The 15,704-nt window shown below is 46.6% G+C and carries 11 protein-coding genes and 1 tRNA gene; 10 read left to right on the top strand and 2 right to left on the bottom strand.

What is annotated here, in order from left to right; translation table 11 throughout:
• Positions 1-1,260 (top strand): ATP-binding protein (locus ACXLDX_RS13685; protein ID WP_457577746.1); only part of this gene is annotated, 1,260 nt, incomplete at its 5' end.
• On the top strand, positions 1,257-1,529 hold the full coding sequence (locus tag ACXLDX_RS13680) for a helicase with metal-binding cysteine cluster (protein WP_457577745.1): 273 nt from the start codon (positions 1,257-1,259) through the stop codon (positions 1,527-1,529). The genes ACXLDX_RS13685 and ACXLDX_RS13680, both read left to right, overlap by 4 nt.
• A 249-nt stretch (positions 1,530-1,778) precedes the next feature.
• Here the strand turns inward: ACXLDX_RS13680 and ACXLDX_RS13675 are convergent.
• Both ACXLDX_RS13675 and malQ read right to left on the bottom strand, forming a co-directional pair.
• A tRNA-Glu gene (locus tag ACXLDX_RS13675) sits at positions 1,779-1,854 on the bottom strand.
• A 51-nt stretch (positions 1,855-1,905) separates the two neighbouring features.
• Positions 1,906-3,438, bottom strand: coding sequence for a 4-alpha-glucanotransferase (gene malQ, locus ACXLDX_RS13670; protein ID WP_457577744.1), 1,533 nt, complete (start codon positions 3,436-3,438; stop codon positions 1,906-1,908).
• A 631-nt stretch (positions 3,439-4,069) separates the two neighbouring features.
• On the opposite strand from malQ, the gene ACXLDX_RS13665 reads away from it, so the two are divergent.
• The 8 genes from ACXLDX_RS13665 (at position 4,070) to ACXLDX_RS13630 (ending at position 15,438) form a co-directional block, all read left to right on the top strand.
• Positions 4,070-5,395, top strand: coding sequence for a sigma-70 family RNA polymerase sigma factor (locus tag ACXLDX_RS13665; protein WP_228857004.1), 1,326 nt, complete (start codon positions 4,070-4,072; stop codon positions 5,393-5,395).
• Positions 5,396-5,562: 167 nt separating this feature from the next.
• Positions 5,563-6,660 carry an aminofutalosine synthase MqnE gene (gene mqnE / locus ACXLDX_RS13660; RefSeq protein WP_457577743.1) on the top strand — a complete coding sequence of 366 codons (1,098 nt, stop codon included), beginning with the start codon at positions 5,563-5,565 and terminating at the stop codon, positions 6,658-6,660.
• Complete coding sequence (gene mqnC, locus ACXLDX_RS13655) at positions 6,653-7,711, top strand: cyclic dehypoxanthinyl futalosine synthase (protein ID WP_457577742.1); 1,059 nt, start codon at positions 6,653-6,655, stop codon at positions 7,709-7,711. The genes mqnE and mqnC overlap by 8 nt, the downstream gene beginning before the upstream one ends.
• A gap of 37 nt (positions 7,712-7,748) precedes the next feature.
• Positions 7,749-8,984, top strand: coding sequence for an amidohydrolase family protein (locus tag ACXLDX_RS13650; RefSeq protein WP_457577741.1), 1,236 nt, complete (start codon positions 7,749-7,751; stop codon positions 8,982-8,984).
• Between the two features lie 197 nt (positions 8,985-9,181).
• Positions 9,182-10,030 carry a menaquinone biosynthetic enzyme MqnA/MqnD family protein gene (locus ACXLDX_RS13645; RefSeq protein WP_457577740.1) on the top strand — a complete coding sequence of 283 codons (849 nt, stop codon included), beginning with the start codon at positions 9,182-9,184 and terminating at the stop codon, positions 10,028-10,030.
• Positions 10,031-10,548: 518 nt separating this feature from the next.
• Positions 10,549-11,892: an aminotransferase class I/II-fold pyridoxal phosphate-dependent enzyme gene (locus ACXLDX_RS13640; RefSeq protein ID WP_457577739.1), complete on the top strand. Its 1,344-nt coding sequence runs from the start codon at positions 10,549-10,551 to the stop codon at positions 11,890-11,892.
• A gap of 82 nt (positions 11,893-11,974) precedes the next feature.
• Positions 11,975-14,050: an aldehyde ferredoxin oxidoreductase C-terminal domain-containing protein gene (locus ACXLDX_RS13635; protein ID WP_457577738.1), complete on the top strand. Its 2,076-nt coding sequence runs from the start codon at positions 11,975-11,977 to the stop codon at positions 14,048-14,050.
• Positions 14,051-14,085: 35 nt separating this feature from the next.
• A complete protein-coding gene (locus ACXLDX_RS13630; protein ID WP_457577737.1) occupies positions 14,086-15,438 on the top strand; it encodes a saccharopine dehydrogenase family protein in 1,353 nt (450 codons plus the stop codon).
• The last annotated feature ends 266 nt before the right edge of the window (positions 15,439-15,704 follow it).

Below are 15,704 nucleotides of genomic sequence, written 5' to 3'. Positions count from 1 at the left end.
ACCGGAGGGCGGCAGGTGGGAAAAACGACCCTGCTGAAACAGTGGATGCAGCGGTTGCTGGCAGAGGGTGTCTTGCCGGCAACAGTCATCTATCTCAGTGGTGAGCTGATTGACGACCATCATAGTCTTGTTCGGCTCATCGATGATATCATTGATGAGTTTTCGCAGATAGCATACCTGCTGGTTGATGAGGTCACCTATATCCGGGGTTGGGACAAGGGGATTAAGTTTCTGGCAGATGCTGGGCGACTGGAGGATATCTGCCTGGTGCTGACCGGCTCAGACATGCTTATCCTCAACGAGGCTCGCATGCGATTTCCCGGCCGCAGAGGAACTGCGGATGAGGTGGATTTCCATCTCTATCCGTTGAGTTTCAGGGAAACAGTCAGGCTCAAGAATATTTTGCAGGATGGGCAGGAATACGTTCCGAAATCCGGCCTCCAGGGACTACCGGATGCAACTATAGTGTCACTCTTTTCTGCCTTTGACGAGTATCTCCGCCATGGTGGGTTTCTAACAGCAATCAATGACATGGCGGCGGAAGGCCGCATTCTTCCGGCCACTCTGCGGACCTATTCAGACTGGATCCGTGGAGATATGCTGAAACGGGGAAAACAGGAACATTACCTGCGTGAGATTATCATGGCCGTTATTAAACGGTATGGATCACAGATCACCTGGAACAACCTCCTGGCTGATTTGTCCATAGACCATCCTAAAACGGTTGCTGATTATGTGCAGCTCCTGGCGGACATGGATGCAATGTTTATTCTGCCAGCTTTGCAGGAAGATCGGTTGTGCGCAGCACCCAAGAAGGCCAAAAAGGTTTTTTTTACCGATCCATTTATCTATCACGCCATGTTCAACTGGATAAGTGCGGACAGCCGAGATGGCTACCGACTGATGGAGGAGGTGACTCTCTCGGATGCGGCCAGAACTGGTCAACTTGTCGAAGGAAGTGCTGCTGCACTCTGTCGTCGTATTCTGCCGACCTATTATATCAAGGCCAGGGGAGGTGAAGTGGATATCGCCTGCGTTAAAGACAGAAAAGTATTTCCGGTGGAAGTCAAATGGACGTCACAGATCAGGCCGCAGCAGCTCAAGCAGATTAAGAAGTATGATCAGGGCCAGGTGTGGACCAAAAACCGTTCCTTTGGTGAAATCGGTGGGCTGGCCCGTGTTCCGCTGCCTGCTGCGCTCTATTTTCTGGAAAATATGCTCAATGAAACACCTGCAAACGGAGTGACGTTGCCATCATGATACCCTCAGTTCTTGCCCATCATGTTGAACAGGGTATCAAGGATTTCCTGAGAACAACCTTTCCAGTTACCACTCCATTTTTTTCCACCATACTTGAACGACTTTTGAACGAGCCGGGAAGCGTTTTTAAAGGGCCGTACCTCGACATTCGGTTGCCGTTTCAAGAGGGTTCCTGCGGTACAGATTGTTTCTCCGATTTTCCCATGGCATTTCCTCCCTATCTGCATCAGGAGAAGTCATTTGAGCGTTTATCCCGGATATCCTGCTGACCAACTTTGAAAAATTACGGGTTCGGGATTGGAGAAATCCAACATGTCTTTTCAGGATGATTCGAAACTCAAGCTTCAGTAGAGAATAAAATACTGAGAAATTGTCATGGTAAATTTACCATTAATTTACCATTGCCTGCCATATTTTCCCCCAAAAACCCCCAAAATTATCTTTTATTAAACTACTTTAAAACAAAAAAATGTCCAGCGAAAAAACAAGTAACTTGTTGTTTTCGCTGGACATAATTCTGGTGACCCCAAGGGGACTCGAACCCCTGTTCCCGGCGTGAGAGGCCGGTGTCCTAGGCCACTAGACGATGGGGCCAGTGTGGTGCTTTATAACTGACTGGCCGGAGGTTGTCAATATATTTACTTTCTATTCTTTTTCTTTTCTTCCCCGTCCAAAGAGGCTTGTCGTTTCTGAAAGATAGCGTGCGACTTCTTCGGTAAGGAATTCCCGGCTGCACCGCCATTTCCAGTTTCCCTTCGCCACCCCCGGAATATTCATTCTGCAGTCACTGCCAAACCCGAGAATATCCTGGAGAGGATATATACTCAACATGGCAATGGATGATTGGGCAAGATGGATGAGGTCCCTGTGGATCGGGCTGTTGTCGTGGAGTTCTCTGTTCACTGATTTTTTTATGGTTGCTCTCTGGTTTTCGCTGATCTGGTTGCTGAGAAACCAGCCTACTGTAGTATCATTGTCATGGGTGCCTGTGTAAACAACGCAGTTTGGGGTGGTGTAATTGTGCGGGAGGTGTGTGTTGTCGGGATCGTTATCAAAGGCGAACTGCAGTACTTTCATGCCTGGAAAGTCAAGGTCATCACGGAGTCTTTCAACCTCAGGGGTAATGATTCCGAGATCCTCGGCTATGATATTGAGTGGGCCTAGTTCGCTGAATATTCGGTTAAAAAAGTTTTTTCCGGGGCCTTTTTGCCATTCTCCTTTCTCGGCTGTGGGTTCATTTCCCGGGATAGCCCAATAGGATTCAAAACCGCGGAAGTGATCAATTCTGGCAACATCAACCAGGGAAAAAAGATTGCGCAGCCTTCTCTTCCACCATTGGAAGAGACTTTCCCTGATTGTTTCGTCCCGATGGTGCCAGTTATAAAGAGGGTTTCCCCAGCGCTGGCCTGTGGGGCTGAAGTAGTCGGGAGGAACACCGGCAACCGGGTCCGGTTTCAGGGTGTGTCTGTCAAGCGTGAACAGTTCCCTGTTTGCCCAGACATCGACACTGTCATAACCAACATAAATGGGCAGGTCGCCGAAGAGACGGATATTATTTTTTTTCGCATGACTGCGCAGTTTCTTCCATTGAGTATGAAAAACAAACTGCTCAAATCTAAAATAATTAATCGTGTCAAATTCATTTTCATACAGGGTGTCCATGGCACTTTTATTACGATTCCGCGCATGGGAAGGCCATCTGGACCATTCCTGTTCCTGGTATTTTTCCCGGTATGTCATAAAGAAAGCATAGTCGTTAAGCCAGTAACTGTGCTTTTTGATAAAACTCCTGTATTCCGATGAAGAATGGCCGGAAAAATTTTTATAACTTATCTGGAGAAGTTGTTTCTTGTATCGGGACACTGTGGGAAAATCGGTCCTGTATGGTGAAAAGTCAGGGTGGTTGTCCCGTTCTTTTTTAGAGATAAGACCAGATTCTTCAAGAAGTTCAGGAGAAATCAGCAGGGGAGAACCGGCAAATGCCGAAATACTCATATAAGGGGAATCATCAAAAAAGGAATTGGTGGGTCCGACTGGAAGAAATTGCCAGAATGATTGGTTGCATGCCACGAGAAAGTCTATAAATTGATAACTGGAAGGACCTATATCGCCAATCCCGAAGGGTGAGGGGAGAGAGCTGAAGTGGGCGAGAATGCCGCTGGATCGTGTCTTTGTCATAGTAGTTCCTGAATATATCCTTTTCCCCAGACTGCTCACCGGAGAGTTGATAACACTTTGAAATCCATTAGCCATTAAATTTATCAGAAAAACAGACTGTCTTCTTTCGGGGATCCGTTCACGTTTTCAGGCTGTAGTATCCTCTACTGTACGCGATTACGGTCTGGGGAAATCAGATCTCCCTGCTGACAGAATGGTGTGAAAAGATAAATCACCGCCTTGAATCTAAGCAATTCAGTGCTATAATATAAGTTTGCAGAGTAATAGCCGGAATACTCTCAAGTGTTTCATATTCCATAATCACTTTCCTGGAGATGTCTGGCAAATGGTTTTTTGCTGCATTTGGGATGTTTATTTATTGTCGCACCCAAGGGCATGAATGGCTTATGTATCTGGAGCAGCTGTTCCGCTTTATTGAGTTAAGTTGTATTTTTTATATTGCTTTTTAAGGATAAGTGAAGTATGAATATGCTCTTTTTAAAATACTACACGCTTGCGAGATCTTCCTCGCTGGCTTTTTTTTTGTCAAAAATCACCGGGGTTTTCTTCGGTTTTCCCATGACTGTTCTGTGAATTGTAAAAGTATTGTACAGGATAGTCTCTAAAATTCAAGCAATGGAGTGGTTCACAGGTGTTACCTGAACTTAAAGAAAATCTTCTGAAAGCTGGAAAGGAAGAAGGCTGTATCAGCTTTGATACGTTGAACGAACTCTTGCCGGATGAAATCAGGGATCCCAATGCGATAGAGAATATTTTCAATTTTCTCGGTGCTCATGCTATTGAAATAGTGACTGTTGAAAAAAACGGCGAGAAAAGAACCCTGTCCGGTGAGCTCTGGGAAAAGAAAAAAGAAGGAGCTGATGAACTGGAGGCAAAGGAGCTCCCGATAACGGAAGAAGATTCCCACGAGGGAGAGGAGACTACAACCACCTACCTGCGGGAAATGGGGCGCTTTGATCTCCTTACTCCTGAAGAAGAGGCGAAATACAGTAAAACCATCAGACAGGGTTTCGAATCAATAATAAAAGCCATTCGGGAGGACAGTTCCGGAACTCCTGACATGAAGGTTCTCTGTGAAAGAATTGACTTATGGGAGAAGAGGGACCCGACTCTAAAACCCAAGAAACAGCAGCTCAATTTCATGCGCTATTCTGTAATAAGTGCGGCCAAGAGATATCCTGACAAAAGGGAATTGTTTGAGTTGCAGGCTAAACTAGAAGCTTACAGCCGGTCCATAGAAGTGGCAAAAGACACGATGATCCGTGCCAACCTGCGGCTTGTTGTTTCCATTGCCAAGCGATATATGCACCAGGGGTTGACTCTGGCTGATCTTATCCAGGAGGGTAATCTTGGTCTGATGCGTGCAGTCTTTCGTTTTGACTATACCAAAGGGAATAAATTTTCCACTTATGCCAGTTGGTGGATTCGTCAGGCTATTACACGGGCAATTCTGGATAAGACCAGGACAATTCGTCTGCCTGTGCATTTTCTTGAATTGCGCAGTCAGTTTTTCAAAGCATTTTACGCCCTTTTCAAGGAGCTGGGCAGGGAACCGACTCCTCTGGAAATTTCAAAATCCATCAACTTACCCATGGACAAGATCCTGTCCATTCTCGAGGCGTCAAGGGAGCCGATTTCTCTTGAAACTCCTGTAGGGGATGATGATTCAACCCTGGGTGATTTTCTTGAAAACCAGGAATCCCAGTCTCCCTATGATGCCGTACAGACAAGAGAACTCTCCGGCAGGGTCAATGATATTCTCGGGACTTTGAGTGAAAGGGAAGAAAAAATCATTCGCCTGCGTTTTGGTATAGGTGAAAAGGCCGAGTATACACTGGAGGAAATCGGTAAGAGATTCAATGTTTCCAGAGAACGTATCAGGCAGATTGAAAAGAAGGCTCTGAACAGATTGAGGCATTCCAGTCGTCGGGAAAAACTTAAATTTTTTATAGACTGATTTCCTGTGGCGGCAGGTGAATGTTTTAAGGTGTGCAAAAAGGCATCAGGAAGGCCGGGTAAATAACCCGGCCTTTTGTCTTTCACCTGAGCCTGTGAGCTATTACTTAAATCCTGCAATTGTTCAGGTATTACACGGAGTCAGATTTCATACTACCAGGGAAACAGATGGAAAGATATATACATGAAGCAGGTTTTGGAAATATTCTGGAAAAAATTCAGGCGGGAGAACGTTTAGATCTGGAAGATGGTCTTAAGCTTTATAAAACCGACAATCTTCCACTGCTTGGTTTTCTTTCTGATATCGTCAGGAACCGGTTGAACGGCAATCACGCATATTTTATTTACAATCAACATGTAAATTATTCAAATATCTGCAGTAATCTCTGTAAATTCTGTGCCTTCGGCCGGGAAAAAAACTCTGATCTTGCCTACGAGATGAGCGTGGAAGAGGTGAAGGAAAAAGTCCGTGCGCGGTTGTCGGAGCCGATCAGAGAGATACATATGGTGGGGGGGCTTCATCCTGAACTGCCCTTTTCATATTATCTTGAACTGTTGAAAGGGATAAAGGAAGTGAGGCCGGATGTGCATATCCAGGCCTTTACCTGTGTGGAAATAGCACATCTTGCTGACCTGGCCGGTCTGAATGTGGAAAAGACCCTGGAAATACTGGTGGAGGCTGGTCTTGGTTCTCTTCCGGGCGGTGGCGCGGAGGTGTTCAGTCCCAGGGTAAGAAAACTCACCTGTGAGAAGAAAATTTCCGGAAACGACTGGCTTGAAATTGCGAAAACCGCACATGGGATTGGTTTGAAGAGCAATGCGACCATGTTGTACGGTCATATCGAGACAGATGAGGAACGACTGGAGCATCTCTACAATCTGCGCAGGGCACAGGATGAAACAGGGGGATTTATGACCTTCATTCCCCTTGCCTTTCATCCGCGAAATACTGCTATGGCCGAAATTTCCGGACCGGATGGTATTGATGATCTGAAAAATGTGGCAGTGGCACGCCTGTTTCTTGATAATTTCCCACATATCAAGGCATACTGGGTGATGATTGGTCCGAAAATGGCCCAGATAGCCCTTTCATTTGGTGCGGATGATATGGATGGAACCGTGAAGGAAGAGGTGATTACTCATATGGCTGGAGCGTCAACGGACCAGGCTATAGGCAGCAGGACGCTGATAAGGCTGATCCGGGAGGCTGGGAGAATTCCAGTGGAGAGAGATACCCTCTACAATGTGGTGCAGATCCATGATTGAGAAAATTATTGATAAAACAATTTCGTCAGAGCGACTTGAAGATGAAGAGTTTCTCTTTCTTGAAAAAGAGGGTGATCTTCATCAGCTCGCTATGCTGGCTGATCTTGTTCGCAGGAGAAAGAATCCCGGTAAACTGGTTACATATGTTATTGATAGAAATATCAATTATACGGATATCTGCATTTCCGCCTGTAAGTTCTGCGCATTTTATAAAAAGCCCGAAGGAAAAGATGGTTACGTTCTCGGTTCTGATGAGCTTGATAAAAAAATTCAGGAAACAAAAGAGCTGGGAGGAACGCAGGTTCTTCTTCAGGGAGGACTGCATCCGGACCTCCCCTTTTCATTTTATGAAGAAATGGTGCAGTTTATACGTTCCCGCGCCATTCATGTTCATGGCTTTTCACCACCTGAAATTGTGCATTTTTCCAATATCAGTGGAAAGAATATAAGTGAAGTCATCACGAGACTGGTTCGCGCTGGTCTCGGGTCAATTCCTGGTGGTGGCGCTGAAATACTCAGTGACCGGGTAAGACGGAAGATTGCCCCACGGAAATGCACTGCCGATGAGTGGCTGGCGGTGATGGAAGAAGCCCATAAACAGGGATTGAGAACAACGGCGACCATGATGTTCGGTCACGTGGAGACTGTGGCCGAAAGGCTTGAGCACCTGCGCAGGTTAAGGGACTTGCAGGACCGGACTGGAGGATTCACCGCGTTTATTGCATGGCCGTTTCAACCGGATTATACCATGTTGGCGGAAACCGAAAAAAGCTCTGCTGTAAAATATCTGCGGATGGTGGCCCTGTCACGGATTTATCTTGATAATTTTGATAATATTCAGGCATCCTGGGTCACCCAGGGGCCTAAAATCGCACAGCTTTCACTTCATTTTGGTGCCAATGATTTCGGTTCAACCATGATTGAAGAAAATGTCGTCGCGGCAGCCGGAGTCAGGTTTGCTCTTTCAGAAAAAGAGATCCGCAATCTGATAAGCGGGGCGGGATTTGTACCCGGCCTGCGAAAGATGGATAATTTCTCACAGAGTTGTTAATACCGTGGGTAATTATAAAATATTTTCTTCGGAGTGGGTGGTTACGGGTTCAGGAGAGGTCATAGCTGATGGATCCGTTGTCGTGGCAAAGGAGAAAATTCTTGCGGTCGGTCCTCGTAAAAGCCTGGTGGAACAGTTTCCGGATGGAATTGAGCACCGCTGCCCGACAGTTCTGATGCCGGGCCTGGTCAACTGTCACGCTCATCTGGAACTGTCATGTATGAAAGGAGAGATGGAGCCGGGTGGGTATGAAAAGTTCACCGACTGGATAAACGCGCTCATTGAAAAACGTGAGGAGAAAGGGGAGGGCGGCCAGGATTATATTGCTGCTTTTTTAAATGTTCTCCGTGATCAGCATAATTCCGGAGTTGGTGCTGTTGTGGATATCGGAAACATGGTCGTTCCGAATTCATGTCGGGAACGGATGGCTGGGCGGGGGCCCTTTCTTTATCGCCTGCAGGAATATATCGCACCAACAAAAGAGATTGAAGCAGAACTCTCTGCTCTGATAGAAAATCATAATAAGAAAAACAAAAACAAAAACAAAAAAATAAGTAAAAATCCGGCAACAGCCCATGCGGTTTATTCAACATCTCCCGGGGCAATACAGCTGCTTAAAAAGCGCAGTCTTGAACAGAACCATCTTTTTTCCATTCACACGGCAGAGTCAAAGGGTGAGGTTGAATTTGTAAGAACGGGCAAAGGTGAGTTCAGATCGTTTCTTGAGCAGCGGGGTCGCCTGGACGGGACATTTGTATTTCCTGCCGGAAAATTTTCAAGTGTAATAGAATACCTGGATTACCTCGATGTTCTTGATGACAGAACTCTTCTAGTACACTGCGTTCATATCTCCGGGAATGATATTGATCTCATCAGAAAAAGAGGAGCCGTAGTCTGCCTCTGCCCTGGCAGCAACAGGTTTCTCAATGTGGGACGGCCACCGGTGATGGAAATGGTACGTGCCGGAATAGTGCTTGTTCTTGGTACTGATTCGTTTGCCTCCAATACAACGGTTGATCTCTGGGAGGAAATGCGACTTCTGTATGAAATGTATGGAGAACTGCAGGCCGCCGAAATTCTCAAGATGGCAACCAGGGGTGGTATGATTCCGGGATATGGAGGCCGGAATCAGGTCGGCATAATAGCGCCGGGTTACTCTGCGAAACTGTTGCAGGTTTCTTCTCAAAAACTTAGACAGTGCAGAGATGGTTACGAAGTGGTAAAAGAGTTAGTTTCGGGGGGAAGACCTGCTGAAGTTTTCTGGATTGTCTGAAAAACTCCTGCAATCAGCAGGTCCGGGTTTTTTGTTTCTCTGGAAAACTGCGACGTAAGATTGTATTGCCGCCGTCAGGGTTTTCATCGGCTTTTTAGGCCGAACCATAGAATCCGGCCATGCCGGTTTATCTGCCGGGAAGTAAGATTGAATGGGCGGAAGTGCAGGGTTCAGGAAAAAGATGAGGATCAGTTTTTATGAATGCATCAAAGAAGATCACCGCAAGAATTGGTATGGTGGATTATATCAATACGGCACCAATTCATGAAACCTGGAAACAGTCCGTTGTGAGGGAGGGATGGGAGATTGTGGAGGCTGCACCGACCCGGTTGAACAGAAAACTGGCAGAAGGAGAGCTTGATCTCGGCTTTATCTCCAGTTTTGAATATGGACTCCATCCGCAAAAATACAAAATCCTGTCCGGTCTTTCAATCAGTGCCAATGGGCCTGTCGGTTCTGTTTTTCTTTTTTCCCATGTACCCCTTGACCAGCTTGACAGGGCTCCTGTTTTACTGACTTCTCAGTCTGAAACTTCAGTGGGCCTGGTGAAAATAATTTTTGAAGAATTTAATGGTGTTAATCCTTCTTATACCTGTGGTGACGTCACAGGAGAAGTTGGTGATGATTTCAAAGCTGTCCTTGCCATTGGGGATGATGCCCTGAGGCTGGTCGCTGAATCGACTTATCTGTACCAGTTTGATCTGGGGGATATATGGAAACGGGAAACAGGATTACCCTTTGTTTTTGCCGTTTGTGCGGTTCGGGAGGAATTCTGTTCTGAACACCAGGAAACACTGGATGAAATTCACCGTGAGTTTATTTGTTGCAGGGACGAGGGGAAGACTGCATTGAAAGAGATATGCGAAATAACAGCCTCCCGCATTCCGATGCCGGTGTCCAGTTGTTATGAATACCTGCAGGGTATTGAGTATGACCTGGGTGATTTGAAGCAGAAGGCCCTGACAACGTATTTCGAGTTTCTTATCAAGCGGGGAGATATAGGCGGGGATTGCCTGCCGTTGAAAATATATTCAAATCTTTTTTGACCGTTGGTCGGTGAGTTGAAGGATCCGTAACTCCTCACAGGGTATTTTGAAACCATGACGGATCCAGTGTCCCGTCAACACTGCTCTGACGTATCTTGCTTGTCCTTTTTCGCGCCATCCCGCCTGCGGCTTATGTTACATAGCTCAACTATGCGCTCAAAGTCGCAGACAGAATGGCACAAAAAATTACAGAGCAATATTTCGTCATTTCATTGTTGACGTGACACTAGTTTGTGCCTGTCCATAGTTGGTCTTTTTGCCCGAAAAAATTTATCCTGGGAATATCAATTATATGCATGCGGTAAAATTTTCCGTGCGCCTTGATCTCGAACAAAAATCCTCATTTCTGGATAGACACTGGTTTCGTGCCTTATTACAAAAAACAAGCAACTGAGTAATTAATTTTGGAATTATGTAACTCCTTTTTAATACTGCCAAGGTACTTATCCCGCTCGCCGGGGTTAGGACCTTTAAAATGATGAAATTAAAATCCTGATCTATTCGGGTTAAGGTTTCCAATGGTTAAAACACCTGTAGATGGAAAGACAGTAAAAACAAATATCGTAAAAAGTGGCCTGAAGTGTGTCGGTCTTGCATCCATACGGGAATGTAACCGCCTCGTCACCAATATTGAAAAAGATTCCGGCCAGCGCTTTATCCGCATGGAAATGGGTATTCCGGGACTTCCTCCGCCACAGATCGCCATTGATGCTGAGATTGAAGCATTAAATAATAAAGTAGGATCCATCTATCCGCCGTTTGACGGCATCCCCCGGCTCAAAGATGAAATCTCCCGTTTTATAAAGAATTTTATTAATATTTCAGTTGAGCCGGACCACTGTCTGCCGACCGTCGGGTCTATGCAGGGCTGTTTTATGTCTCTTATGGTTTCATCAAGACGCAACAAAAAACAGCATAAAGTGCTCTTTATCGATCCCGGTTTTCCAGTCAATAAAATCCAGACAGGTGTTATCGGTATTGAGAGTGAAAGCTTCGACGTTTATAATTACCGGGGAGAGAAGCTCAAAGAAAAGCTGGAATCATATCTGAGTAAAGGGGATATTGGAACACTTATGTATTCAAATCCCAACAATCCTTCCTGGATATGTTTCATCGAGGCGGAGTTGCGGGTTATTGGTGAACTCTGTACCAGGTATGACGTCGTCGCCCTGGAGGACCTTGCGTATTTTGGTATGGACTTCAGGCATGATTACTCGCGGCCTGGCCGTGCCCCGTATATCCCGAGTGTGGCCAACTATACAGACAACTACATACTGTTGATTTCAAGCTCTAAGTCATTCTCTCTGGCCGGCCAGCGGATTGGCATGGCTGCCATATCTGACGAGCTGTTTTTAAATGAATATCATGATCTTACCCGGTTTTTCTCCAGCTCCCAGTTCGGTTATGCCTTTATTTTCGGTGCAATGTACGCAATGAGCTCCGGGGTCAGCCACAGCGCCCAGTATGGATTGACGGCGCTCTTGAAAGCCACAAATGATGGGGTCTATGACTACGTCAGACCTGTCACGGAATATGGCAGGCGCGCGAAGGTGATGAAGCATCTTTTCACTGAAAACGGTTTTAAGATTGTTTATGAAAAGGATGAAGACCAGCCGATTGCCGATGGCTTCTATTTTACGTTATCCTACCCTGGTTTCAGCGGGGTGGAACTGGTGGAAGAATTACTCTATTACGGGATAAGTTCCATCGCCCTCACCACAACCGGCAGTGATCGGCATGAAGGTCTCAGGGCTTGTGTTTCCTTAACCGGCGAAGATCGGTTTTTCGAACTGGAAAAACGCCTGATCCAATTCAATCTGGACCATAAGGCTGGTTTCAGGGCGATTGATTGTTTCAGATAGCCGATCAGTGGCAGTTGGCTGAAAAACCGTAAAAAAAAGAGTATATTCACATCCGGGAGAATCATTTTTTTTGGGAGATAATATGTTTGGATGGAAAGGGAAAATTCTCAGGGTCAACCTCACGGAGCACACACTGCTGGTCGAAGAACTGGACCCGGAAGTCGCAAAAGATTATATCGGTGGCAGAGGCCTGGGGGCCTGGATTTTAAACAGGGAACTGGATCCGAAATGTGATCCCCTGTCTCCTGACAATATCCTGGTTATGGCCACTGGCCCGCTGACAGGCACAGGTACACCGACCGGAGCGCGTTACGCGGTAATGACCAGATCACCACTTACCGGAGGGATCACCTGTTCAAATTCCGGCGGCAGGTTCCCGACAGAACTCAAGCGAGGTGGATTTGATGCAATAATTATAGAAGGATGTGCCGAAACGCCCCTTTATTTATGGATCGACCGGGGCAAAGCCGAACTGCGAAGCGCCACCCATTTGTGGGGTATGACCACTCACGAAACAACAGACGCCCTGTTGGTGGAAACCGAAGCGAAGGCAAAAGTGGCCTGCATTGGCCCCGCCGGCGAGAAGAGAGTCCTGTTCGCGTCCATAATGAACGACAGAGACCGTGCGGCAGGGCGATCAGGTGTCGGTGCCGTCATGGGTTCAAAAAATCTGAAAGCGGTAGTTGTTCGGGGTGATGAGAAGGTGTCCATAGCGGATGAGGAGCGTTTCAAGACCTTTAACCGCGAGATATTAGGACGGTTCAATGAGGAGGCAAAAAAAACGCCCGTCGGTCTCAGGATCAATGGTACTGCCGGTGTGGTAATGGCTACTCAGAATTTAGGTGTACTCCCCACCAGGAACTGGCAACAGGGGATGTTCGATGGCTGGGAGGATATTGATGGCCGTGAACTGACAAAAAAATATCTGGTGACAAACTCCGCATGTTTCAGTTGCCCGATAGGGTGCGGCCGGAAAACCAGGCTGGTGGGCTCGAAATATACAGGAGAGGGCGAAGGTCCTGAGTATGAAACTCTCTACGCCATGGGTTCCAGTTGCATGATCAATAACCTGGCAGCAGTGGTGAAGGCCAACTATATCTGCAACGAGTTGGGAATGGACACCATCACCATGGGAGCTACTATAGCCTGCGCCATGGAGCTGGTGGAACGTGGCTATCTCACTGAGGAAAAAATCGGCCGCTCCCTCCGCTGGGGAGATGGTGATGCCCTGGTTGAGTTGACCCGCCTGACTGGAACCCGTGAAGGATTTGGCGATATACTGGCAGAGGGCAGCTATCGCCTGGCTGAGAGTTGTGGTCACCCTGAGCTTGCCATGGTTTCCAAGAAGCAGGAATTTCCCGGCTACGAGCCCCGGGGCGCCCAGGCAATGGGCCTGGCTTATGCCACCAGCCCTATCGGTGGTTCCCATATGCGGGGTGATCCTGCCTATTTTGAGTTGTTTGGGATCCCCAAATCCTCAGATCCTTTAGAGTGGAAGGGTAAAGCGCGCCCCACCCAGGCATTTCAGGATCATTCCGCCATCATCGATTCAGCAGGCCTGTGTATATTTTTCACGGTTCGTAACCTTGTGGAGAAGGATCTGGATATCGCCCCCACAGGAATACTTGAGTATATGAACGCCGTCACAGGAGCGGACTACACCCTGGAGGAGCTCTCAGAGGCGGGTCAACGGATTATCAATGCTGAAAGAATGTATCTTGTAAAAGCCGGATTCTCCCGAAAAGAGGACAGCCTCCCCAAACGCCTCACCGAAGAACCGATGCCGGCCGGGCCTGCAGAGGGCCATGTCTGTCACCTGGAGGAAATGCTGGATGAATATTACAAGGTGAGGGAATGGACGCCAGATGGCATCCCGACAACTGAAAAATTGGCAAGCCTTGGCCTTATTGAGGAACCCGGCCGTATTCAGATCAATGTCAAACTCTATGGCGATCTGAAGAGCTACTCCCCGGAGGACGGGAATATTTTCACCCTGGAACTCTCCCAGGGAGCGGCCGTTACAGATTTGCTCGCCGCATTGAGTATTCCCGGTGAAGTTCAGCGTACTGCCTTGATCAACGGCAGACAGTGTGAAGAAAAGTCATTACTGAGACATGGTGATACAGTTACACTTCTTACACCTGTGTCCGGTGGCTGAAATTTATTGAGAGTGGAGGATCAATCAGGAGTGTCATGAAAAAAATTTTAATACTGGGTGCCGGATTATCAACTTCAAGCCTGATAAAATACTTGCTCGATCATTCAGAAGAATACGATTGGACTGTCAGGTTAGGTGATGTTTCACTTGCATTATGTGAGAAAAAGATTGCAGGACACAGGAGAGGTGACGCCTTTATTTTCGATGTCAGGAATCAGAAACAGGTGGATCTGGAGGTGAAAAATGCCGACATCGTTATTTCTATGCTCCCGGCCGGTTTTCATCACATCGTTGCCCGGGTCTGCCTGGAACATGGTGTGAATATGGTCACCGCCTCTTATGTTTCGGAGGCGGTAAGGGCCATGGATCAGCAGGCCAGAGAAAAAGGCATTATTATACTCAATGAGATTGGTGTTGACCCGGGCATAGATCATATGTCCGCTATGCAGGTTATTGACAGAATAAAAGAAAAAGGTGGAAAGATCCTGGAATTTGAATCGAATACAGGCGGGCTTATAGCCCCCAAGTACGACAATAATCCATGGAATTACAAATTCACCTGGAATCCAAGAAATGTGGTTTTAGCCGGGCAGGGTAACTCTCAGTTTTTACACAACGGGCGATATAAATATATTCCATACAATAAACTTTTTGAGCGTTATGAAAGAATCAACATCCTGGATTTAGGCGAATTTGAGGCCTATCCCAATCGTGATTCTCTGGGGTATAAAAGCATCTATGGCCTGGATGATGTTAAAACTTTATTTCGTGGCACCATTCGTCGCCCCGGCTTCTGCAAGGCGTGGAATGCGTTTGTTCAGCTGGGAATGACAAGTGATGATTATCTGTTCAATGACTCTGAAAATGCGACATACCGCCAGTTTATCAATTCATACCTGCCTTATGGCAAGGAAAAACCTGTGGAGCATAAAGTCGCTGAATATCTGAAAGTGGATGAAGACAGCGCCATGATGTATAAGTTGCGCTGGTTAGGTATTTTCAGTGATGATGTGATTGGTCTTGAACAAGCAACTCCCGCGGAAATTCTGCAACACTTACTGGAATCAAAATGGTCTCTGGATGCCGACGATATCGATATGCTGGTGATGCAGCATCAATTCGTCTATGAATTAAACAACAGGATCAGAAAAATATTTTCCACAATGGTCGTTTATGGTGAAGACAATGTCCATACGGCCATGTCCATTACTGTCGGTCTGCCGGTAGCCATTGCCGCGAAAATGCTGTTGACCGGTGAAATTTCCGGACTTGCGGGTGTGCATATCCCAACCGTAAAAAAGATTTATGAACCGGTGATGAAGGCATTGGAAAACTACAAAATAAAATTTATAGAAGAAGAAAAGGATTGGGAAATTTCCTGGAAATAAATTGTAACTCCTCACAGGGGTAGCAACTCTGTGATTCTATTTTCTCTGAATTGTAACTGTTCAGAGGTGCCACAGATTTTTGCAGGCTCATCTGTTCGCTATAGCCTGCCTATGCGGACAGAAGAGACCGCGAAAAGCTGGGGTGCCTTATAGTAAGTCTAAACTACTATTTCAATCTTTACAAAATATACGTACTATTGTTGTTAATAACTTGGCTCGACAACCTGGTTTTGGAGATACACGACCTTGCCTCTGTTACGAATATG

The organism is Desulfomarina sp. (assembly GCF_054039375.1).
The sequence above is the reverse complement of the archived record's forward strand: the minus strand, read 5'-3'. Positions and strand labels throughout refer to the sequence as shown.